Annotated in this window: 20 protein-coding genes and 1 tRNA gene; 15 read left to right on the top strand and 6 right to left on the bottom strand. The window is 61.5% G+C overall.

What is annotated here, in order from left to right; all coding sequences use genetic code 11:
* The first annotated feature begins 3 nt into the window (after positions 1 to 3).
* Positions 4 to 630: a class I SAM-dependent methyltransferase gene (locus tag NKG59_RS15000; protein WP_253538205.1), complete on the top strand. Its 627-nt coding sequence runs from the start codon at positions 4 to 6 to the stop codon at positions 628 to 630.
* 13 nt (positions 631 to 643) lie between these two features.
* On the top strand, positions 644 to 982 hold the full coding sequence (locus NKG59_RS14995) for a P-II family nitrogen regulator (RefSeq protein ID WP_004631293.1): 339 nt from the start codon (positions 644 to 646) through the stop codon (positions 980 to 982).
* 43 nt (positions 983 to 1,025) lie between these two features.
* Here NKG59_RS14995 and NKG59_RS14990 read toward each other — a convergent pair whose 3' ends face one another.
* The 3 genes from NKG59_RS14990 to trxB form a co-directional block, all read right to left on the bottom strand.
* Positions 1,026 to 1,649 carry a trimeric intracellular cation channel family protein gene (locus NKG59_RS14990; RefSeq protein ID WP_253538203.1) on the bottom strand — a complete coding sequence of 208 codons (624 nt, stop codon included), beginning with the start codon at positions 1,647 to 1,649 and terminating at the stop codon, positions 1,026 to 1,028.
* 46 nt (positions 1,650 to 1,695) lie between these two features.
* Positions 1,696 to 2,361 (bottom strand): Smr/MutS family protein, encoded by a 666-nt coding sequence (locus NKG59_RS14985; RefSeq protein WP_253538201.1) that lies wholly within the window; start codon positions 2,359 to 2,361, stop codon positions 1,696 to 1,698.
* A gap of 130 nt (positions 2,362 to 2,491) precedes the next feature.
* Entirely contained in the window at positions 2,492 to 3,448 is a 957-nt protein-coding gene (gene trxB, locus NKG59_RS14980) for a thioredoxin-disulfide reductase (RefSeq protein WP_045205988.1), read from the bottom strand.
* A gap of 223 nt (positions 3,449 to 3,671) precedes the next feature.
* On the opposite strand from trxB, the gene NKG59_RS14975 reads away from it, so the two are divergent.
* The 8 genes from NKG59_RS14975 to NKG59_RS14940 all read left to right on the top strand — a co-directional run bounded on the left by NKG59_RS14975 (position 3,672) and on the right by NKG59_RS14940 (position 13,457).
* Positions 3,672 to 6,017 (top strand): DNA translocase FtsK, encoded by a 2,346-nt coding sequence (locus NKG59_RS14975; protein ID WP_253538199.1) that lies wholly within the window; start codon positions 3,672 to 3,674, stop codon positions 6,015 to 6,017.
* 109 nt (positions 6,018 to 6,126) lie between these two features.
* Complete coding sequence (gene lolA, locus NKG59_RS14970) at positions 6,127 to 6,774, top strand: outer membrane lipoprotein chaperone LolA (RefSeq protein ID WP_024975079.1); 648 nt, start codon at positions 6,127 to 6,129, stop codon at positions 6,772 to 6,774.
* Between the two features lie 35 nt (positions 6,775 to 6,809).
* On the top strand, positions 6,810 to 7,235 hold the full coding sequence (locus NKG59_RS14965; RefSeq protein ID WP_253538197.1) for a hypothetical protein: 426 nt from the start codon (positions 6,810 to 6,812) through the stop codon (positions 7,233 to 7,235).
* A gap of 99 nt (positions 7,236 to 7,334) precedes the next feature.
* Positions 7,335 to 8,642, top strand: a complete 1,308-nt coding sequence (locus NKG59_RS14960; RefSeq protein ID WP_253539100.1) for a replication-associated recombination protein A — start codon at positions 7,335 to 7,337, stop codon at positions 8,640 to 8,642.
* 81 nt (positions 8,643 to 8,723) lie between these two features.
* A complete protein-coding gene (gene serS, locus NKG59_RS14955) occupies positions 8,724 to 10,040 on the top strand; it encodes a serine--tRNA ligase (protein ID WP_253538195.1) in 1,317 nt (438 codons plus the stop codon).
* An 80-nt stretch (positions 10,041 to 10,120) separates the two neighbouring features.
* Positions 10,121 to 10,210 (top strand) — tRNA-Ser (locus tag NKG59_RS14950).
* Positions 10,211 to 10,301: 91 nt separating this feature from the next.
* Positions 10,302 to 12,038: a site-specific integrase gene (locus NKG59_RS14945; RefSeq protein WP_253538193.1), complete on the top strand. Its 1,737-nt coding sequence runs from the start codon at positions 10,302 to 10,304 to the stop codon at positions 12,036 to 12,038.
* A 147-nt stretch (positions 12,039 to 12,185) separates the two neighbouring features.
* Entirely contained in the window at positions 12,186 to 13,457 is a 1,272-nt protein-coding gene (locus NKG59_RS14940; protein ID WP_253538190.1) for a hypothetical protein, read from the top strand.
* Positions 13,458 to 13,779: 322 nt separating this feature from the next.
* Here the strand turns inward: NKG59_RS14940 and NKG59_RS14935 are convergent, their stop codons facing one another.
* Both NKG59_RS14935 and NKG59_RS14930 read right to left on the bottom strand, forming a co-directional pair.
* Positions 13,780 to 14,607 (bottom strand): hypothetical protein, encoded by an 828-nt coding sequence (locus NKG59_RS14935; protein ID WP_253538188.1) that lies wholly within the window; start codon positions 14,605 to 14,607, stop codon positions 13,780 to 13,782.
* A 224-nt stretch (positions 14,608 to 14,831) separates the two neighbouring features.
* On the bottom strand, positions 14,832 to 15,635 hold the full coding sequence (locus NKG59_RS14930) for a DUF3800 domain-containing protein (RefSeq protein WP_253538186.1): 804 nt from the start codon (positions 15,633 to 15,635) through the stop codon (positions 14,832 to 14,834).
* A gap of 178 nt (positions 15,636 to 15,813) precedes the next feature.
* Between NKG59_RS14930 and NKG59_RS14925 the strand changes: the two genes are divergently transcribed.
* Positions 15,814 to 16,341 carry a hypothetical protein gene (locus NKG59_RS14925; protein WP_253538183.1) on the top strand — a complete coding sequence of 176 codons (528 nt, stop codon included), beginning with the start codon at positions 15,814 to 15,816 and terminating at the stop codon, positions 16,339 to 16,341.
* A 15-nt stretch (positions 16,342 to 16,356) separates the two neighbouring features.
* Here the strand turns inward: NKG59_RS14925 and NKG59_RS14920 are convergent, their stop codons facing one another.
* Positions 16,357 to 16,764 (bottom strand): transcriptional regulator, encoded by a 408-nt coding sequence (locus NKG59_RS14920; RefSeq protein WP_253538180.1) that lies wholly within the window; start codon positions 16,762 to 16,764, stop codon positions 16,357 to 16,359.
* A gap of 222 nt (positions 16,765 to 16,986) precedes the next feature.
* Here NKG59_RS14920 and NKG59_RS14915 point away from each other — a divergent pair, with 222 nt between their 5' ends.
* The 4 genes from NKG59_RS14915 (at position 16,987) to NKG59_RS14900 (ending at position 19,253) form a co-directional block, all read left to right on the top strand.
* Complete coding sequence (locus NKG59_RS14915; RefSeq protein WP_253538177.1) at positions 16,987 to 17,418, top strand: hypothetical protein; 432 nt, start codon at positions 16,987 to 16,989, stop codon at positions 17,416 to 17,418.
* Positions 17,419 to 17,789: 371 nt separating this feature from the next.
* Entirely contained in the window at positions 17,790 to 18,257 is a 468-nt protein-coding gene (locus NKG59_RS14910; protein ID WP_253538174.1) for a hypothetical protein, read from the top strand.
* A 78-nt stretch (positions 18,258 to 18,335) separates the two neighbouring features.
* Positions 18,336 to 18,956 carry a hypothetical protein gene (locus NKG59_RS14905; RefSeq protein WP_253538171.1) on the top strand — a complete coding sequence of 207 codons (621 nt, stop codon included), beginning with the start codon at positions 18,336 to 18,338 and terminating at the stop codon, positions 18,954 to 18,956.
* Between the two features lie 69 nt (positions 18,957 to 19,025).
* Entirely contained in the window at positions 19,026 to 19,253 is a 228-nt protein-coding gene (locus NKG59_RS14900; RefSeq protein ID WP_253538168.1) for a hypothetical protein, read from the top strand.
* Positions 19,254 to 19,301 lie beyond the last annotated feature (48 nt).

The raw sequence follows: 19,301 nt of genomic DNA, 5'->3' as shown, positions 1-19,301 counted from the left end.
GCCATGCTCGACTACTACGCCAAGCGTGCCCCCGAATACGAGCGCATCTATGCAAAGCCGGAACGGCAGGGCGATCTGGCGTGGTTGAAGGCGCGTGTGCGCGATCTGACGCGCGGTGCGCGGGTGCTGGATCTGGCATGCGGCACCGGTTTCTGGACCGAGGCGATGACGGACGCGCGCAGCATCGTCGGCGCGGATTTCAACGACACCGTGCTGCGCATCGCGAGCGGCAAGGGCATCCCCGCAGCGTCGTTTGTGCGCGCCGACAATGACGCGCTGCCGTTTGCGCCGGCAACATTTGACGTGATGACGGCAGGTTGCTGGTGGTCGCATGTGCCGCTTCAGGACTTGCGCCAGCACGTCGAAGGGCTGCACCGCGCGCTCGGGCCCGGCGTGCGTGTCCTGTGGTTCGATAACCAGTATGTGTTCGGCTCAAGCACGCCCATCGCCTACAACGACGAACATGGCAACACGTGGCAGCGCCGCCCCCTGCGCGACGGCAGCGAGCACGATGTGCTGAAGAACTTTCCCGATGATCCGACGCTGCTGCAGACGGTGGCCGGCATCGCCCAGGATGTGCGCATTAACCGGCTCCAGTATTATTGGACGCTTGAATACTTCACCAACTAGTGAGCGAGACACCATGAAACAGATCACCGCCATCATCAAGCCCTTCAAACTGGACGAAGTGCGCGAGTCGCTCGCCGACGTGGGGGTGACCGGCCTGACCGTCACCGAGGTCAAGGGTTTTGGCCGTCAGAAGGGCCACACCGAGCTGTATCGCGGTGCGGAATACGTGGTCGACTTCCTGCCGAAGATCAAGATCGAGGTGGTGGTGGCCGAGAGCCAGGTCGAAAACGTGATCGACACCATCGTCAAGGCCGCCAAGACCGGCAAGATCGGCGACGGCAAGATTTTCGTGATGCCGGTGGAGCAGGTGATTCGCATCCGCACCGGCGAGAAGGACGAAGCAGCCGTCTGACGCCGTTGTCTGTGGCCGGCGCGCTCGCGCCGGTCAGCGCTGATCAACGCGGCAGGGTAATGTTCCAGCGCAGCGTCGCCAGCCGCCCGATCACGATCGCCAGCGTGGCGATCACCACGGACACGCTCGGAAGCAAGTCCGTGTGCGTCAGCCCGACGTAAAGGAAGCACCCGACAAACGCGCACGTTGCGTACGGGTGATTGTCCCGCAGCAGCATGGGCACTTCATTGCAGACTACGTCGCGCAGCAAGCCGCCAAAGGCCGCCGTGATTACGCCCATCATCACCGACACGAAGACCGGGACGCCCGCATCGAGCGCCAGTTGCGTGCCCAGCACGCCAAAGAGCCCCATGCCGATGGCGTCGGCCACGATCAGCACGCGATCAGACACCAGTTGGCTGACCAGCCGGATCACCCAGTTGGCGAACAGGCTCATCACGAACAGCGCAAGCAGGTATTGCTCGTGCTCGATCCAGTAGAAGGGCCGTCGATCCAGCAGCAGATCGCGCAGCGTGCCGCCGCCGAACGCGGTCAAGAACGCGACGATGAACGCGCCCACGGCGTCGAGCCGGCGCCGTTTGGCCTCGGCCAGCCCAGAGATGGCAAACGAGAAGACCGCGAGGATCTCCACCCAGTGCATCACCAGCTGCAGGCGGGTCACGTGCATATGCGTGTTGTTCTTGTTGTGAGCCGTTGAATGGGCGGACTGCGCTTCAGGAGCCGTGCGGCTGGCGCAGCAGCACCAGCACCGCGCCAGCGCCCCCGGCCGTGTTGCGCGGCTCGACAAAAGCGATCACTTCTTCCTTCTGCACCAGCCACGAGCGCACCTTGCCCTTGAGCACGGGCGTTTTGTCGGGCGAGCCGAGGCCCTTGCCATGGACCACGCGCACACAGCGGATGCCACGCTGCACAGCCCGGCGCAGGAAGGCTGCCAGCGCCTCCCGGGCTTCTTCGCGGCGCATGCCGTGCAGGTCGATCTGGTCTTGCGTGGCCCACTCGCCGCGGCGCAGTTTCTTGAGCACGTCGTCGCCGATGCCAGGGCGGCGGTAGGAAAGCGTGTCGTCGGTTTCCAGGAGGTTGTCCACGTCGAATTCGTCCGACAGCGAATCGCGCAGCACGGTCTGCTCTTCGGCACGCGAATGCACGGGATCGGGCGCGGGCGGATTGCGCGGATGCTCGACGCGCTTGTTCTGGCGCAGCGCGCTCACCTCGCCGATGCTGGCACGGAACACGTTGGCTTCTTCTGCGGCCTTGCGTGCGGCGGCTTCGGCGCGCTGGCGTTCGGCCTCGCGTGCTTCCGTCTCGTGCTTGAGCTGGTCACGCAGGCTGGCCAAGTCGGTCAGGCTGAGCTTGTTGGCGGGGGAGGGGGCGTGTTTCATGGTGAAGGGCAGGCGAGCACATCGGGGTGGAGCGTGTGTCGATTATACGAAGGTGCCGCACATGGCAAAACGGCCGATGGTCACCCATCGGCCGTTTTGTTTGCGCTCGGAAGCCCCGGCGCGATGACGCTTATTCCAGGCTTTCCAGGTAGCGCTGTGCGTCCAGCGCGGCCATGCAGCCCGTCCCGGCGCTGGTGATGGCCTGGCGGTAGATGTGGTCTTGCACGTCGCCCGCGGCGAATACGCCCGGGATGTTGGTGGCGGTGGCCATGCCGTCCAGGCCGCTCTTCGTGCGGATGTAGCCCGTGTCGTTCATGTCGAGCTGGCCGCGGAAGATGTCCGTGTTCGGCTTGTGGCCGATGGCGATAAACACGCCCGCTACCTTGAGCTCTTCGGTCTTGCCTTCGTTCTCGTTCGTGCCTTTCAGGCGAGCGCCCGTCACGCCGGAGTCATCGCCCAGGATTTCGTCGAGCACCATGTTCGTCTTGATCTCGATCTTGCCTTTCTTCTGCTGCTCATGCAGACGGTCGATCAGGATCGGCTCGGCGCGGAACTTGTCGCGGCGGTGGATGAGCGTCACCTTGCTGGCGATGTTGGCCAGGTACAGCGCTTCTTCCACGGCGGTGTTGCCCCCACCCACCACGGCCACTTCCTGGCCCTTGTAGAAGAAGCCGTCGCACGTGGCGCAGGCAGACACGCCGCGGCCAGCAAACGTCTCTTCCGACGGCAGGCCCAGATATTGGGCCGAAGCGCCGGTGGAGACGATTAGTGCGTCGCAGGTGTATTCGCCCGAATCGCCCACCAGGCGGATCGGCTTTTCATTCAGATGCGCGGTGTGGATGTGGTCGAACAGCACTTCGGTCTTGAAGCGCTCGGCGTGTTCCAGGAAGCGCTGCATCAACTCGGGGCCCTGCAGGTGCTCCTTGTCAGCAGGCCAGTTTTCCACGTCGGTGGTGGTCATGAGCTGGCCGCCCTGCGCCAGGCCGGTGACCAGCACAGGGTTCAGGTTGGCCCGGGCAGCGTAAATCGCGGCCGTGTAGCCGGCGGGGCCGGAGCCAAGGATCAGCACTTTTGCGTGTTTTGCCATGATGCGTTCTGTGTGTGCGCGGCACGAGGGGTGGAGCGCCGCCGTGCAGGCTAGGTGAGGGTGATGGGCGCCATTATAAAGTGGCACCCCCTCGTCCGCCCGGTTGTAAATTCCAATGGCGGTGATAGGGCCGCGTTACAATCCTCGGCATCGCATTTGTGCAGTCCTTTTGTGCTGTCATCAAGCCGCGCGGCCTTGCCGAAGCGGCGCACCCGTCTCCCGCATGGCTCGAGCTTCCACCACTCCGACAACCCGTACCGATCCCTCCGCACTGCCGTCCCGCATTGGCCGGCTGCTGGGGGAGGTCCGCTGGTTCCTGTTGCTGGCGGTGACCATCGCCTTCCTGATCATTCTTCTGTCATACAACCGGGCCGACCCCGGTTTCACCCACGCCAGCCAGGTCGATGAAATCCGCAACCTGGGCGGCCGCGTGGGCGCGTGGCTGGCCGATCTGCTGCTGTTTGTCTTTGGCGCGTCCGCCTACTGGTGGGCGGTGCTGCTGGTGCGCAAGGTCTGGCGCGGCTGGCGCGAGCTGATGTCGGACGAGCGCCTGCCGCGCACCTCCATGCCGCGCGTTGACGCCAGTGTCACGTGGATCGGCTTTGCGCTCATCCTGGCTTCCAGCATGGGTCTGGAAGCGATCCGCATGTATTCGCTACACATGAAGCTGCCGCGTGCGCCTGGCGGCGTGCTGGGCGACGTGATCGGCGGGGCGATGCAGCATTCGCTGGGCTTTACCGGCGGCACGCTGGCGCTGCTGTTCACGTTCCTGGTCGGGCTGTCGCTGTTCTTCCATTTTTCGTGGCTGAACCTGGCCGAGCAGATTGGCGCGGGCGTCGAGATGCTGTTCGTCGGCTTCAAGACGCGCCGCGAGAGCAAACAGGACCGGGCCATTGGCGAGGCAGCCAAGGTCGAGCGCGAGGAAGTGGTCGAAATCCGCCGTGTGCGTATTGAAGAATCGCCGCCGGTGCAGATCGTGCGCCCGACCGCCGTGGTCAAGAGTGAACGCGTGGAGCGCGAGAAGCAGCAGCCGCTGTTTGTCGACATTCACGATTCCGACCTGCCGCCGCTCGCGCTGCTCGACCCGATCCCGCCGGTTGTGGAAACCGTAAGCGCCGAGACGCTGGAATTCACCTCGCGCCTGATCGAGAAGAAACTCAAGGATTTCGGCGTGGAAGTGCAGGTGGTGGCGGCCTATCCGGGGCCGGTTATCACGCGCTACGAGATCGAGCCTGCCACGGGCGTGAAGGGCAGCCAGATCGTCAACCTCGCCAAGGATCTGGCGCGTTCGCTGTCGCTGGTGTCGATCCGCGTGGTGGAGACGATTCCGGGCAAGAACTGCATGGGTCTGGAGCTGCCGAATCCGAAGCGTCAGGCGGTGCGCCTGTCGGAGATTCTCGGCTCGCAGGTCTACAACGAGAGCGCATCGCAGCTCACGCTGGCGCTGGGCAAGGACATCGCCGGCAAGCCGGTGGTGGCTGACTTGGCCAAGATGCCGCACTGCATGGTGGCCGGTACCACGGGCTCCGGTAAGTCGGTCGGGATCAACGCGATGATCCTGTCGCTGCTGTACAAGGCCAAGGCCGACGCGGTGCGCCTGATCCTGATCGACCCGAAGATGCTGGAACTGAGCATCTACGAAGGCATTCCGCATCTGCTCTGCCCCGTCGTGACCGACATGCGCCAGGCTGGCCACGCGCTGAACTGGGCCGTGGGCGAGATGGAACGCCGCTACAAGCTCATGAGCAAGATGGGCGTGCGGAACCTGGCAGGCTTCAACAAGAAGATTGAAGAAGCCGCGGCGCGCGAAGAGAAGATTCCCAACCCGTTCAGCCTGACGCCCGATGCGCCCGAGCCGCTCGACAAGCTGCCGATGATCGTCATCGTGATCGACGAACTGGCCGACCTGATGATGGTGGTCGGCAAGAAGGTCGAAGAGCTGATCGCACGGATCGCACAGAAGGCACGGGCCGCCGGTATCCACCTGGTGCTGGCGACGCAGCGACCGTCGGTGGACGTGATTACGGGCCTGATCAAAGCCAACGTGCCGACGCGGATTGCGTTCCAGGTCAGCAGCAAGATCGACTCGCGCACGATTCTCGACCAGCAGGGCGCCGAAGCGCTGCTGGGCATGGGCGACATGCTGTATCTGGCGCCCGGCACCGGTTTGCCGGTGCGCGTGCACGGTGCGTTCGTGTCGGACGAGGAAGTCCACCGCATCGTCGATAACCTCAAATCGCAAGGCGAGCCGAACTACATCGAGGGCATCCTGGAAGGCGGCGTGGCCGATGGCGAGGGCGGCGGCGATGGCTTTGGCGGCGGCGCGGGCCTTGTCGGCGCCGGTGGCGGCGAGGCCGACCCGCTGTACGACCAGGCTGTCGACGTGGTGCTTAAGAACCGCCGCGCTTCCATCTCGCTCGTGCAACGCCATCTGCGCATCGGCTACAACCGAGCGGCGCGCCTGCTCGAGGACATGGAAAAGGCTGGGCTTGTGTCGGCCATGTCCGGCAACGGCAACCGCGAAATCCTGGCGCCCAACCGCAACGGCAACGTCGTCGAAGAGGAATGACGCTGTCGGTATGCTGTGCGCATTTGCCGTTACATCGCGTTACCGCGCGGGCGGAATGTTCGGGCGCGGCCGGCTACTAAGAATAAGATCAACTGAAACCGGGATTCCTATGTTTGTGTTGAAAGCACGTCACCTGATGGCCGCCGGGCTGGTTTCGCTGGCGGCGTGGTCCGCCGGCGCCTATGCGGGTGCAGTCGAGCAGCTCAACGCCTTCGTGAGCAACGTCAGCACCGCGCGCGGAGAGTTCGTCCAGCGACAAGTGAAGGGCGGCACCAACGGCAGCCCGCTGCGCGTGGCTGGTACCTCCAGCGGCGATTTCGTTTTCTCGCGCCCAGGGCGCTTCGTTTGGCGCTATGTGAAGCCGTACGAGCAGCAACTCTCGGCCGACGGCCAGATGCTCTACATCTTCGACAAGGACCTGAACCAGATCACGGAGCGCAAGCTCGATGCATCGCTGGGCTCCAGCCCCGCGGCCATCCTGTTTGGCAGCAACGATCTGGCCAAGAACTTCACGCTCAAGGAAGGCGGTACCAAAGACGGCATCGACTGGGCCGAACTCACCCCCAAGGCAAAGGACACCCAGTTCGAGCGCATCGCCATCGGTTTTCGCAGCGGAGAGCTGCAGGGGATGGAGCTGCGCGACGCCTTCGGCAACACCACCTTGCTGACGTTCTCGAACATCCAGAAGAATCCGCAACTGCCGGCCAACGTGTTCCGCTTTACGCCGCCCAAAGGGGCCGACGTAATCAAGCAATGACGCGTGCAGGCCGGTTTTCGACAAGGAGACCGACCATGCCTTTGCCGTTCACCACGTCGCTGCACCGTGCAGCCGCTCTTGCTGTCGCAGCGTCAGCGGCGGCCGTCTTCACGGGATGCGCCTCCACCGGTGCGTCCCGTTTTGACGTTGATTCCTTCCTCACCGCGCCCGACACCGTGCTCGCCGAAGCCTTGGTCAACAAGGATTTCTTGCACGCGACCGAGCTGCCCGGCGCCGAGTGCAGCGCATTGGTGAAAGGCCACGCCGGGCAGGTTGTGCCGATCCAGGCGCCGGTTGATCCGCGTCTGCCCGAGGCTTCCGCGCGCCAACCGTTCGTGATTCAGCCGCCGGCCAGCGAGAACGTCTGGCTGCTCCTGCGCGCGTCAAACGGTGCGCAGTCGTGTCATGGGCCGTTGCCGGCCAAGGCATTCATGGGGCTCGTGCAGCGCGCGTCAAACTGACCGCGCGTTGCGCGAAGGGGCGCCGGGGTTGCGCCCGGTTTCTGCGACAATCCCCGGATGAACGCTTCCGCATCTCTCTTTCCGGACGCGCCCGCCCACATGCCGCTGGCCGAGCGCCTTCGCCCCCATTCTGTCGACGAAGTGATCGGCCAGCAGCATCTGCTGGGGCCGGGCAAGCCGCTGCGCGTGGCCTTCGCGTCTGGCGAGCCGCATTCGATGATCCTCTGGGGCCCGCCTGGCGTTGGAAAGACCACGCTGGCGCGATTGATGGCCAATGCGTTCGATGCGGAATTCATCGCGCTGTCGGCCGTGCTCTCCGGCGTCAAGGACATCCGCGAGGCCGTTGAGCGCGCAGAGCAATTCCGCGCCAATGGTCGCCGCACGCTCGTGTTCGTCGACGAAGTTCATCGCTTCAATAAAAGCCAGCAAGACGCATTTCTGCCGCACGTGGAAAGCGGGCTGTTCACCTTCATCGGCGCGACGACGGAAAACCCCTCGTTCGAGGTGAACGGTGCATTGCTCTCGCGTGCCGCGGTGTATGTGCTCAAGAGCCTGTCCGACGATGAACTGAAGCAGTTGGCCGAACGGGCGCGTCAGGAGCTGGGCGGATTGGAGTGGGCGCCCACCGCAGTCGACGCCATCGTCGCGTCTGCCGATGGCGATGGCCGCAAGTTGCTCAACAACATTGAAATCGTCACCCGCGCCGCGCGTTCGCAGGCCGAGGGCGATACCGCTTCGGTGGTGGACGAGGCGCTGTTGGCCTCTGCGTTGTCGGAAAACCTGCGCCGCTTCGACAAGGGCGGGGACGCGTTCTACGACCAGATCAGCGCACTGCATAAATCCGTGCGCGGCTCCGACCCGGACGGCGCGCTGTACTGGTTCTGCCGGATGCTCGACGGGGGCGCCGACCCGCGCTACCTCGCGCGCCGCATCGTGCGCATGGCGTGGGAAGACATTGGGCTGGCCGACCCGCGTGCCGGACGCATCACGCTGGACGCAGCGGAAACGTACGAGCGTCTGGGCTCGCCGGAAGGCGAGCTGGCGTTGGCCCAGGCCGTGATCTACCTGGCCATCGCGCCCAAGTCGAATGCCGGCTACAACGCCTACAACGCGGCGCGCGCCTTCGTCAGCCAGGACAAGTCGCGCAACGTGCCCGTGCATCTGCGCAATGCGCCGACCAAACTGATGAAAGAACTTGGCTACGGCCACGCCTACCGCTACGCGCATGACGAGCCCGAGGCCTACGCCGCCGGCGAAACCTACTTCCCCGACGATCTGCCCCCGCAGAACTGGTACGTGCCCACGCCGCGCGGCCTGGAAGGCAAGATCGGCGAGAAGCTGCGGCACCTGCGCGAGCTGGATGCGCAGTGGCATGCCGAGCGGGACAAATCCTCTCGTAACAAATAATCCACACGGGCCGGTACGATAAAATCGGCCTTTTCGATCATTCAGATCGCTCGCAATCTTCGGTTTTCCTTTTTTCTCACCATGCTTGATATCCAACTGCTGCGCAAAGACATCGACGCCGTCGCCGCGCGCCTCAAAGATCGCGGCTACGTGCTCGACGTGGCCGGCTTTGCCGCGCTTGAAGCGGAGCGCAAGGCCATCCAGACCCGCACGGAAGAGCTGCAGGCTCGCCGCAACAGCCTCTCCAAGCAGATTGGCATGCTCAAGGGCAAGGGCGAGGATGCATCTGGCGTGATGGCTGAGGTGTCGGGCATTGGCGACGAGCTAAAGGCCTCTGCCGCGCAACTCGACGTGGTGCAGGCCAAGATGCAGGACCTGATGCTGTCGATCCCGAACCTGCCGCACGAAAGCGTGCCGGCCGGCCGCGACGAAACGCAGAACGTGGAAGTGCGCCGCGAAGGCACGCCGCGCGCATTCGACTTTCCGGTCAAGGACCACGTAGACCTGGGCGCCGCGCTGGGGCTGGATTTTGACGCGGGTGCCAAGCTGTCGGGCGCGCGATTCACTGTCCTCAAGGGGCAGGTGGCGCGTCTGCATCGCGCACTCGCGCAGTTCATGCTCGACACGCACACGCTGGAGCACGGCTACACCGAGGCGTACGTGCCGTACATCGTCAACGCAGCGTCGATGCGTGGCACTGGCCAGTTGCCGAAGTTCGAGGAAGACCTGTTCCGCGTGCCGCGCAAGATGGGGCACAGCGCAGAAGAGGAAGGCGGTGAGCGCGTCGAAAACTTCTACCTGATCCCGACCGCCGAAGTGCCGCTCACGAACCTCGTGCGCGATGAGATCGTTGCTGCGGACGCCCTGCCGATGATGTTCGCCGCGCATTCGCCGTGCTTCCGTTCGGAAGCCGGTTCGTACGGCAAGGACACGCGCGGAATGATCCGCCAGCACCAGTTCGACAAGGTTGAGATGGTGCAGATCGTGCAGCCTGAAACCTCGGCCGCCGCGCTGGACGCCATGACCAACTGCGCCGAGAACATCCTGCGCAAGCTCGAACTGCCGTTCCGCACCGTCGTGCTGTGCACCGGCGACATGGGCTTCGGCAGCACCAAGACGTACGACATCGAGGTGTGGATTCCGGCGCAGAACACATACCGCGAGATCAGTTCCTGCTCGAACATGGGCGACTTCCAGGCGCGCCGCATGCAGGCGCGCTTCCGCAACGCACAGGGCAAGCCGGAACTGGTGCACACGCTCAACGGTTCGGGCCTTGCCGTGGGCCGTACGTTGGTGGCGGTGCTGGAGAACTACCAGAACGCGGACGGCTCGGTCACGGTGCCGGCGGTGCTGCGCCCGTATTTGGGCGGCCAGGAAGTGCTGAAGCCGGCAGTTTGATCGAGTGGCGCCGACCCTCTTGATCTGGCAGGCAACATTCTGCTATAGTCGCGGTTTCGCGATTCAGCGACCCAGTTACCGGAGAGGTGGCAGAGTGGTCGAATGTACCTGACTCGAAATCAGGCGTACCGGCGACGGTACCGTGGGTTCGAATCCCACCCTCTCCGCCAGACAGCCCCAGTTGCTTACAGCAACTGGGGTTTTCTTTTGCATCAATGGTTTAGCTGCCCTTGTTCCTCGTAATGTGGTACACAGGGGGCCATGGAGACCATGCAAAACAAGCCTGGGCTTGTTCGCCGTAACGGCACCTACTACGCGCGCCTGCGCGTTCCTAAAAATCTTCGTGAGCAGATCGGCAAGGCTGAAATCAAGCTCAGCCTCAAGACTAAAGATCGCGCCGAGGCCAACGCGAAGCTTTCCGAAGCTCTCGTTTCCATCCATCGCCTATTTGCCGCCGCGCTGAATGCGGACAAAGCCGTCACGCCTGAAGCTGTTGAGGTCGGACGCGGTGTGCTGGAGCAGATCGCGCGCGACTGGTTCCGTCCGAGATGGGAGGCGTGCGAAGACACCGTCTGGCAGCCCATCCCTCCGGGTAGGTCAGTGGAGGAACTGATCGACATAATCGATGAGGACATAGCGCATGTGATGTCGCCAGACGAGAGCATCTATGGCCAGTACCTGTATCAGGCACGGAAACTGTTGGGCAAGCTCGGCTATCCGAACGCATCTGGTGCCAGCACGGAGACCTTGGCACGCTACATGATTCGCGGAGAAGTTGAGTGCCTCAACATGGCTCGGCGACATCACGTTGAACTCGATCTACACCATACCATCCGAGACCCGCTTTTCCGGCCTGTAGTCGCTTCGAGCGAGGTGGGTAGTGCGGCGGCCCCGGTCGCACAAAAAAACGCCGTCACGGTCGCGCAGGCCATCGAGCGATTCCGCAATGACCCTCAGCGCGCAGGCTTAAGCAAAAAGGCCATCGTCGCATACGAGACTGGGTTCAATCTGCTACTGGAAATCGTCGGTGGCAATTTCCCTCTTGTCGAAGTTGGACGAGATCACGCCCGTAAGATTCGGGACGTTCTCGCGAACCTGCCGGCGAACGTCACTAAGCGCTTCAAGGGCATGACATTGCTTCAGGCCGCGCAGCACGCTGAGGCGAATGGTGTCGAACCCATAGCGGAGCGTACCGCCAGCAATTCGTTGCAGGCATTCGCCACGTTCTTTCGCTGGGCGAAACAAGAACAGATCATCGCAGACGACGCGTTTGCTAAGGGCCTGAAACCAACGCAGAAGAAGCTCAGCAAACAAGAAAGCCGCCAGCCGTTCGCCGATGCTGATCTCGATAGGCTGTTCTCCGCTGAGATGTATCGGGGCAGCTACAGCGACATTCCCGAGAAGGAGCAGGCGCGCTACTGGATTCCGCTGTTAGGTTTGTATCACGGCGCCCGCCTGAACGAGCTGTGCCAGCTTGAAGTTGCCGATATTCGCGAGGCCGATGGCATCCCGTTCATGCGGTTCACACAGGACAGCGACGCAGGCGAGGAGAAGCGCCTCAAGACGCGCAATGCCGAGCGCGATGTCCCGATTCATCCGGTGCTGTTGCAGTTGGGTTTTCTCGACTACGTTGACGACCAGAAGCGGGCAGGGCACGTGCGCCTGTTCCCGCATATCACCATGTCGGCGAACGGCTACTACTCGGAAAATTTCGGGAAGTGGTTTGGGCGCTTCTGCGACAAGCAGGGCGTGACCGATGCACGCCTAGACTTCCACTCGTTCCGCCATGGGTTTAACGACGCGACGCGCTCTGCCAAAGCGGATGGCGACGTCGTGAAGGGTATCTGCGGGTGGGCTGCAGGTAGCTCGATGCGCGATCGCTATGGCAACGGATATTCGGTGTCACGCAAGCTGGAAGAGCTGGTGAAGGTTCGTTTTCCTGTTGTCGAAAAATTGCTCCCTCTACAGGGGGTAAACGACGTGCACAACAAAGACTAAGACGAGGACGACAATCAACGCATGGCAACACATCGCCTTAGTGCAGATGGGCATCTCGTGCGAAAGCGAACACGTGCTGCATCCCGGCTACCCAATTTTTTTAATAGGGATGTGCAACTCACAGCGGAGGGAGCCCGTTTTGATCGTATGGAGTTCAAGCGCAGCTACGTGCTGAGCGACATACCGCGTCCTGACTATGACGAGCCGGTCGAGCTTGCAGATGATATAGCGGTAATGCGTTCCATCATTGGGCTGACGCTGGATTACCGCTGCGCGGCGCTCAGACGAATACGAGAAGGGGCCGATGCTACCGTCGAAGTCTTCTCGGGCGCCATGGCCGACAGTGCAAGGTGGTTGGTCGACCTGAAATTGGAGTTCCGGCGAGCGACGGCGGCGAGACACTCGGCGGCGGACGAGGCTCAGCGGCCAGCGGTGCAGCTTCGCGTGACGGCGACAATGAGCCCCACGAGGCTAGCGGCGCATGCCCGCACACGCGGTTTGGATATGGCCGCTGCGGTCTGGCAGGACATCCTGACCTCGGATGAAAGTACCTTCTTAGCGCTCGCCGATCAGTCGGCTAGCGGCCGACAGGATAATCTACTGCCTGGGCATTTTTTGAATCCGGTTGCACAGAATGACGCAGGAGCCGACGCGCTCAGTGCGCTGCGGGCCGTGGAAGCTCTGATCGAACACTTGGTAGGATGTTCGGCCGCTGACAGGCGATGGCTGGCAGAGCAGCGCCCTTGGGTGGTCAGCCAAGCGGAGACGTACTGGGAGTTCGGTCACGCCAACGCTATTGACGAGGTACGCCGCATGCGGCCAACGTTGTGGGCGATCAGCAATGGGGGTAGCGAGCGAGCATGGTCCAGCGAAGACAGTCCCGAACTGATTCGGTTTTCAGCGCGGTTGACGAAAGCGGTGCGCGCGGCGATTTATCCGAAGACGGTGGACCGCATTCGTCTAGAAATCCGCCATCTTAAAAGCGTTCCGGGCGCTGCAGAACTGTCGCTCGCTTTGCGGCTACGCCGGATAGTGGAAGACGCGACGCAGCGTGCAAACGGCGTGCGCGATGCAATTCTCGCGCGGGTGGGAGCGTTAGAACCGTTAGTGCCGGACGCACTGCTTAGCCGACTCTGCGAGTTGATGATGCACTTGCAGAATCTGTATCCCGATGCGCCGCAACGCGCCGCCGACATCCTGCAACTGCTACTGTCGCGCGGCGGCATTCGCTGTTGTGGAGACGAATTTCCCGTATCAGTCGCTGAGGCTCGGCGCTTGAAGAGAAACGGGCTTGTCGAGTCGTTAGCAGCGGCGCGCCAGTCCAGCCGGGACCAGCATTACCCGCTCACCACTAGATATCAACCGTTGTTCGAACTGTTCTCGCCCAGTTGCCAGGAGAGTGGTCAGAATCGTTCATAGTCCTCTAAACGGTCGCCGGTTACATTCGTTTTCTTCACTGCGGGCGTAGCTCCATGGTAGAGGAGAAGCCTTCCAAGCTTACGACGAGGGTTCGATTCCCTTTGCCGCTCCGGAGAAAACGTGGCCGAGTGGTTTAAGGCAGCAGTCTTGAAAACTGCCGATGGGGGCCCAACGGCGTCGCCCTGTGCGCCCAGCATGCCCAAGCACTAGAAGCAGCAAAACGCGAAGGCGACGACGCGCTTTAGCGTGTCTTGCTGCTGGCTAGCGGCAAGTCCGCCGGGCACTGTGAGATTTCGCCGGATGGGCAAACCATCATTTGCTACTAGCTGGCCATCGACGACAACAGATGGTAGACCTCAGTCGCAGCGTTAACGAGGGCAGCGCCGTTCTTCAGTCCCTCCGCCGTGCCCTTGAGCATGCCAAGGAAAGCTCCGATCTTGGTCTTGTTCGGTTTGCCAGACTGCGCCGATGCAACACACTCATCCAAGAATGCTTGGTGCTCCTTTTTCGCGTCGCTATCAAGTTCGCTTGATGCGATGAGAGGGCCCAGCGTCTCCAGAGCGGCGGCCAACTCTCCTATCGAGGTAGCGGACTGCGTCACGTTAGCAGTCATATTGCTGCCACTCTGGATCGCCCCAACAGTCGCCGCGCCGTTGAAGATAACCAGCGTACTTTGTTGGGGCTGCTTACCCGAGCGGAAATGTTTTTCCAACGCATACTGCACGTCCTGCTCAAGCTCGCGTGCGATTCGCTCACACGCAGATTGAACTGTCGCAGTAACTTGATTCAGCGCTGCGTCGGGAAACGTAACGTTTGGGAGTGCCCGCAACCACGTATCTCTCATCGTGGTCGGCGCAGGAAGAGCTTGCGTCGCGATCGTTAGCAGAGCAGGGAAGTCCTCAGTTTCGACCGTGATATGCAGGTCAACCAATGCTTGCGAAAGACCTGCGCTGATCGCTTGCTGTAGTGCCCCATATCCTTCGATGACAATCTTCTCGCTGGTAAGCAGCATGTTGCCCGAGGTCATCCATCCTTTTGAGGAGCACAATGCGACGTTGGCGTGTAACTCTTGCTGCATGCGCCCTTCCCACCCTCGCGTTTTCTGCGAGACCGCCAGGCGGACCATCCCCAGATCACGTTGTTCGATCATCGTCTACCGCTCCCACTCCCACTCCCACTCTCTAGAGAACTGCGTCAACGCCAAAACTCGATCGCCGGCGCCGAACGGGCATAGCCGGCGCGGCACAAAAAGCAGTTGACATACCGACTAGTATCGTTAATAATGCCTCGTAGGCATAGCCTACGAGGTCACCCCAGTGCATTCACTGGTGGCCGCCAAAAGCCCGCGTAAGCGGGCTTTTGTGTTTCTGGTGCTTAGTCAAAGCAACTATATTTGACACCGAGCAGTCCGTTCTCTTCCGTGCAGAGAACGTCGATCAATTTGCCAGCCTTCGCTAACTCCGCATAGGGTCGATGCTCCTTGTCATACCCGCCCTGACACACGGGCCACAAGACCAAGTCAGCTAGCTGCATCAGAAGCGATGCCTTTGTCTTGACGCGGAATTCGAACAACGTGTCGTGCAGCTGCTCCGGGGTGAGAGGTCGGTATTTCTCCGAGTTTGCCGCGTTGAATGGAAGCCCAACTCGGCGCATCTCGTCGAAATAGCCTTTGAACTGAGTCTCCGTCGGCTTGTCACTTCGCTCAACGTAGACGCGCAGCCGGGCTCCGTGGTGAAGGGCTACCTTCGCCGCGCGCTCTACAGCGATGTTGAACGCTGTCCGGCACAGCTTCCACCGCCGAGCACCGTACGCCTGCAGGTACCGCTTGTTGTAGCCCGGCCGGTCAATGACACACGCCAGCACATGGATTGGCAGGCCCACGATTAAAGCCGTCAGTTCTTCCATGAACCTTTGATATTCGGCGGGCTGCAGGCTTGCTAGCCAACGGAACCGCTGAGTCCTATGCCGAATATCGTAAGAGCGAAGCGGCTCGTTCTGCATCTGCACCCAGCGCCGGCGGAAGGCTTCTATAGCCGCTTTTGCCGCGTCCTCGTGCGCAGAATCTATGAGCACGCCTCCAAGCGCAAACCAATCTGCCCGGTTTGACTCGGTACCACGATCACGATCAGGGTCACGCGGACCTGAATCGTCCATGTAGAAAAGATATTCGGAGCGCATGTTGTAACTATGACATAGCCCCTGCCGTCGCGGCTATGCCACGTTCAACAGTAGTGAGGCGCAGACTGCTGCGCTCGAGCCGGCACACTAGAATTTCGCATGCTTTCCTATGCACGCAGATGGTGCTCGAGGTAGGGCTGCTACCATGTAAATTCTTCACACCGGACGAGGAATCGCCTTGACTACCCCAGACTCCCCCGTTTCCGCATTGCTCAACTGGATTGTCGCCACGCCCAGCGAGTCCCGCCTCGATATGTTGGCCCTGACGGTTTACCCGCTTTCACAGTATGTGAAGGGACTGGATTTCTCGACCGAAGATGGTGGAGGGGCTGCATTGCGGGCTTGGCTAACGCAGACCGCCGATACACCGATCGTGGCAGCTTCGAAACTACGGACTGTAGTCGGCCATCTGAACGAGGTTATCAAGGACAGAGCATCCGCCGAATCGTGGGCGCTCGCAAAACAGCGAATGGTCTCGTCCGCCGCAGCAATTCGAGCCGATGAAACGATGGAGGCTTCACGCAGAGAAGAGATGCTAGCGATGGCACAGCGAGTAGCAGAAGGATTTCCTGCCCGTCACCAAGCAGGAATCGAGCTTGCCACTTCCTGGGAGACGTTGCGCGCTAGCGGGCTTTCGACCACTGCAATCAAAGAGTGGGAAGATCGATTGCAAGCAGCGGACTGGGCTTCGAGAAAACCCCAATAGCAACCCGGCGCAAGTTTACGAGTCCAGTGCCAAATCTTCGATCAGATCGCGTATAAGTGCTTGGCGATGAGCTGGCAACTGCCGAAAACTGCGGATCATTGCAACTTCTTGCTCGCTGAACGTTGAGTCGCTGATTTCTTTACGCCGCTTCTTTGTGGCGCTGCCGTCTGACGGTTTCACCCCAAATCGCAGCCACGACTCGGACACGCCTAGCCACTCGGCAAGAGTCCTGATCTTGTCGTCGGTCGGCCGTGCCTTCCCCGTCATCCATTTCTGTGCAGCCTGCGGCGTGATGGGCTCGCGCGGATGTCGTAGGTTGAACTGAATAGCTAGCTCGGACGGGGTCCCCACTGGCTTGGGGCTCCGGTGTAGAGCCTGCTTGAGGCGCTCCGAGAAGGCTTGCTTGTCGTCAGCTTGTTGCATGCGGCGAGCGTAGGGCAATGGCCGCTTTTCACGATAACCAGTGGTTGTAAATAACAACCATCGGGTTTAAAGTCGGTGCGCTGCTGGCGCGGGGTGGGAGGGCTTCGATGCCTTGGGCAGGCGGCAAGTTGCCCGCATTCGGAAAACGGGAACCCCTGTTCTTGCAACCGGTTTCACCGCTTAGTCGATTGCGGGTCCCACCAAGACCTGTGGAGCATCCGCATGAAGAAAGCGCTAGGCGTCGTCATCGGCGCCGCTACCCTGGCGTGGGCCGCAAGTGCCGCCGCCCAAAATCAAGAAAACCCCGAGCTGAAGTACATCCAGACGCTGCGGGAGACCGCTCAGCGGTGTTGGTTTGATCAGGACATGGCCAACAGTGCAATCAAGCTCAACATCTCCCGCGACTACGCGCGCTCAGCAGCCACTGACGCGACGCGCTCCTGTGCAGCCCAACTCGACAAGGGCGAGGCTGCGTTTAAGGACGAGATCGCCAAACCTCATCGTTCGGCAGTACGGGACGGTATCAAGAAGGTCTACGCGCGCTGGCGAACCTACGTGGAGACCCTGGGGCCTGGCGTTTCAGTTAACGCTGCTGCGGAGAGCGCGTTCAATGATGCTGTGAACGACCTGAAGCTGGAAGTTGAGAACCCATGAGCTTCCGCTTAGTTCTGTCGGTGGGCGCGATGTGCGGTGCCTCCGTCTCCTTCCCGGGGTGCGCATCGCTTTGCCAAGGCACTTCTTTTATGCCACCACGCTGTCTCCGCTGTGCGGTGCGTACGCGACGCCATCGGCCCCTGGACGTGTCACAGGCAGCGCATTTCGTGCGAACAACGGTCAGGACAACATCGAGCAAGCCCCTGGCGCCTGATTGCTCATTACAGGGGCCAGCTCTTCGCCGGTCTCGATAAAACCTTCGCCACTCTTGCTATCTCGATTAGCCGTGCTCTTCGCCAGAGCTGTCTTGATGACAGCGGGCCGCGAACACACACGACGCTTCGTGCGGAACCAATGACAGCAGAATAAATATGAGCGACGGCTTGAAACTGAAAGAACGCGCGGAAACTGATCCGGTGCTTCAACGAGTGCTGGAAGCCTACCGTGAGAAGTGCCATACGCTGGCAAGGGGCTATTGGAAGAGCTTTCTGGAAATCTCTGTAACGAGTGGCATGCCCTCAGCCGCCACATACATCAGCCGGTTTGAAGCCGAGATCGCGCAGCAAGCTGCGAAAATCGAGGCCAAGACGGAATTCCCAGGACTGGGCGAGCAGTACCTCGCATACATTGAAGAAGAGCGAGAGCGGTTGCTGCAAGAGTATCAGCGCGACCCGGAGGCTTTGAGACGCAGCCTCGGAGCGCCTCCGCTGATCCAGGAGATTACGTCGGCTCGGCAAGATGGGCAGCGCATGTCCATGGGCGAACTTGCGGCGCGCACCGCCGTGCGTGCCACGGTGTGGACGCTGGTTCGCGATGCGATACGGGCGATCCTACGATAGGCGACACATGTCACCACCTCGGTAGCAGTGACGCGTTCCTGTCATCGATTTTGAAACCGGTTGCAACGCTAACTATCTATGACGCTGAATCACGGATTGTTTACCCAGGCTCCTGCAGAGAGTGCGTCAGTTGCTGATAGCGACCCAGAGGGGCGTGACAGCTCTTGTCTTCCCGAGTCGCCCAGCGACATTGTCCCGGTTGTCCACCGCTACGAGTTCGTGACACTGACGTTCGACCGGCCTCAAACGGTGTTCGCTCTGCCTCGCTGGAAGTGGCCGACCATCGGCCCGTATAACGGCTTTGACGGGACGGCACGCATTCGCGCATGGCAGCTTGTGCGGTTCTACGAGTTGAATGGCTGGCTCCGGTATCCGCAGGTTTGCTCGGTTACCGGCAGAGAGGGAGAGGTCGGGCTACACCAGGAGGATTACGCGCGCCCATGGGATGCACACCCCGTTTCACGTCGTGCCCATCTGCTGATCCACACGCGCGGCCGCTACTCGGACAAGTGGGCGGCGTTCCTAGCCGGCGAGGCACTGCCCGACACCTGGGCTCACGCGCTGTCAGCGAACAATACCCAAACCGCCAAGCTCTGCTCGGTGGCAGACCTGCTCGCGCACGCGCCGCATCCTGCGTGGGTGACCGTGCCGGTCGGTCAGTTCAGGGGTGAGCAGAGGCGGTCGCCATTGTCCCGCTGATCGGCCGGCGCATCCGTCGCCAGCGTCTTCATCACGTACCAATTTCACCAATTACAAGGAGATCGTCTCATGGAGCCCATCACCGGCTTTGCCCTCTACTTCGCCTTCGCCGCCGTTGTCGCCGGCATTGCCCACAAGAAAGGGCTGATGTGGCTGTGGTATTTCCTCGCCATTCTCATCGGTGGGCCACTGACGGTCATGGGCGCATCGATTGTCACTGAGGGCAACGCGGGTGGCGTCGTCTCGGCGCTTTTGGGTTTTCGGTGCCCGTCGTCGCCTTGCTCATCGTCCTGCTGAGCAAGAATCAGGAGCAGATCGCCGCCGAGACCGGCCAGTTCGGAGGCT

The organism is Ralstonia chuxiongensis (genome assembly GCF_024158925.1).
Lineage (GTDB): Bacteria > Pseudomonadota > Gammaproteobacteria > Burkholderiales > Burkholderiaceae > Ralstonia > Ralstonia chuxiongensis.
Note: the sequence above shows the minus strand (reverse complement) of the source record. Positions and strands in the feature narration are given on the sequence as shown.

Excerpts from the sequence above, each read along its gene's own strand:
- NKG59_RS15000 (WP_253538205.1), top strand. The coding sequence starts at position 4 with ATGCTCGACTACTACGCCAAGCGTGCCCCCGAATACGAGCGCATCTAT.
- NKG59_RS14995 (WP_004631293.1), top strand. The coding sequence starts at position 644 with ATGAAACAGATCACCGCCATCATCAAGCCCTTCAAACTGGACGAAGTG.
- NKG59_RS14990 (WP_253538203.1), bottom strand. The coding sequence starts at position 1,649 with ATGCACGTGACCCGCCTGCAGCTGGTGATGCACTGGGTGGAGATCCTC.
- NKG59_RS14985 (WP_253538201.1), bottom strand. The coding sequence starts at position 2,361 with ATGAAACACGCCCCCTCCCCCGCCAACAAGCTCAGCCTGACCGACTTG.
- trxB (WP_045205988.1), bottom strand. The coding sequence starts at position 3,448 with ATGGCAAAACACGCAAAAGTGCTGATCCTTGGCTCCGGCCCCGCCGGC.
- NKG59_RS14975 (WP_253538199.1), top strand. The coding sequence starts at position 3,672 with ATGGCTCGAGCTTCCACCACTCCGACAACCCGTACCGATCCCTCCGCA.
- lolA (WP_024975079.1), top strand. The coding sequence starts at position 6,127 with ATGTTTGTGTTGAAAGCACGTCACCTGATGGCCGCCGGGCTGGTTTCG.
- NKG59_RS14965 (WP_253538197.1), top strand. The coding sequence starts at position 6,810 with ATGCCTTTGCCGTTCACCACGTCGCTGCACCGTGCAGCCGCTCTTGCT.
- NKG59_RS14960 (WP_253539100.1), top strand. The coding sequence starts at position 7,335 with ATGCCGCTGGCCGAGCGCCTTCGCCCCCATTCTGTCGACGAAGTGATC.
- serS (WP_253538195.1), top strand. The coding sequence starts at position 8,724 with ATGCTTGATATCCAACTGCTGCGCAAAGACATCGACGCCGTCGCCGCG.
- NKG59_RS14945 (WP_253538193.1), top strand. The coding sequence starts at position 10,302 with ATGGAGACCATGCAAAACAAGCCTGGGCTTGTTCGCCGTAACGGCACC.
- NKG59_RS14940 (WP_253538190.1), top strand. The coding sequence starts at position 12,186 with ATGGAGTTCAAGCGCAGCTACGTGCTGAGCGACATACCGCGTCCTGAC.
- NKG59_RS14935 (WP_253538188.1), bottom strand. The coding sequence starts at position 14,607 with ATGATCGAACAACGTGATCTGGGGATGGTCCGCCTGGCGGTCTCGCAG.
- NKG59_RS14930 (WP_253538186.1), bottom strand. The coding sequence starts at position 15,635 with ATGCGCTCCGAATATCTTTTCTACATGGACGATTCAGGTCCGCGTGAC.
- NKG59_RS14920 (WP_253538180.1), bottom strand. The coding sequence starts at position 16,764 with ATGCAACAAGCTGACGACAAGCAAGCCTTCTCGGAGCGCCTCAAGCAG.
- NKG59_RS14915 (WP_253538177.1), top strand. The coding sequence starts at position 16,987 with ATGAAGAAAGCGCTAGGCGTCGTCATCGGCGCCGCTACCCTGGCGTGG.
- NKG59_RS14910 (WP_253538174.1), top strand. The coding sequence starts at position 17,790 with ATGAGCGACGGCTTGAAACTGAAAGAACGCGCGGAAACTGATCCGGTG.
- NKG59_RS14905 (WP_253538171.1), top strand. The coding sequence starts at position 18,336 with ATGACGCTGAATCACGGATTGTTTACCCAGGCTCCTGCAGAGAGTGCG.
- NKG59_RS14900 (WP_253538168.1), top strand. The coding sequence starts at position 19,026 with ATGGAGCCCATCACCGGCTTTGCCCTCTACTTCGCCTTCGCCGCCGTT.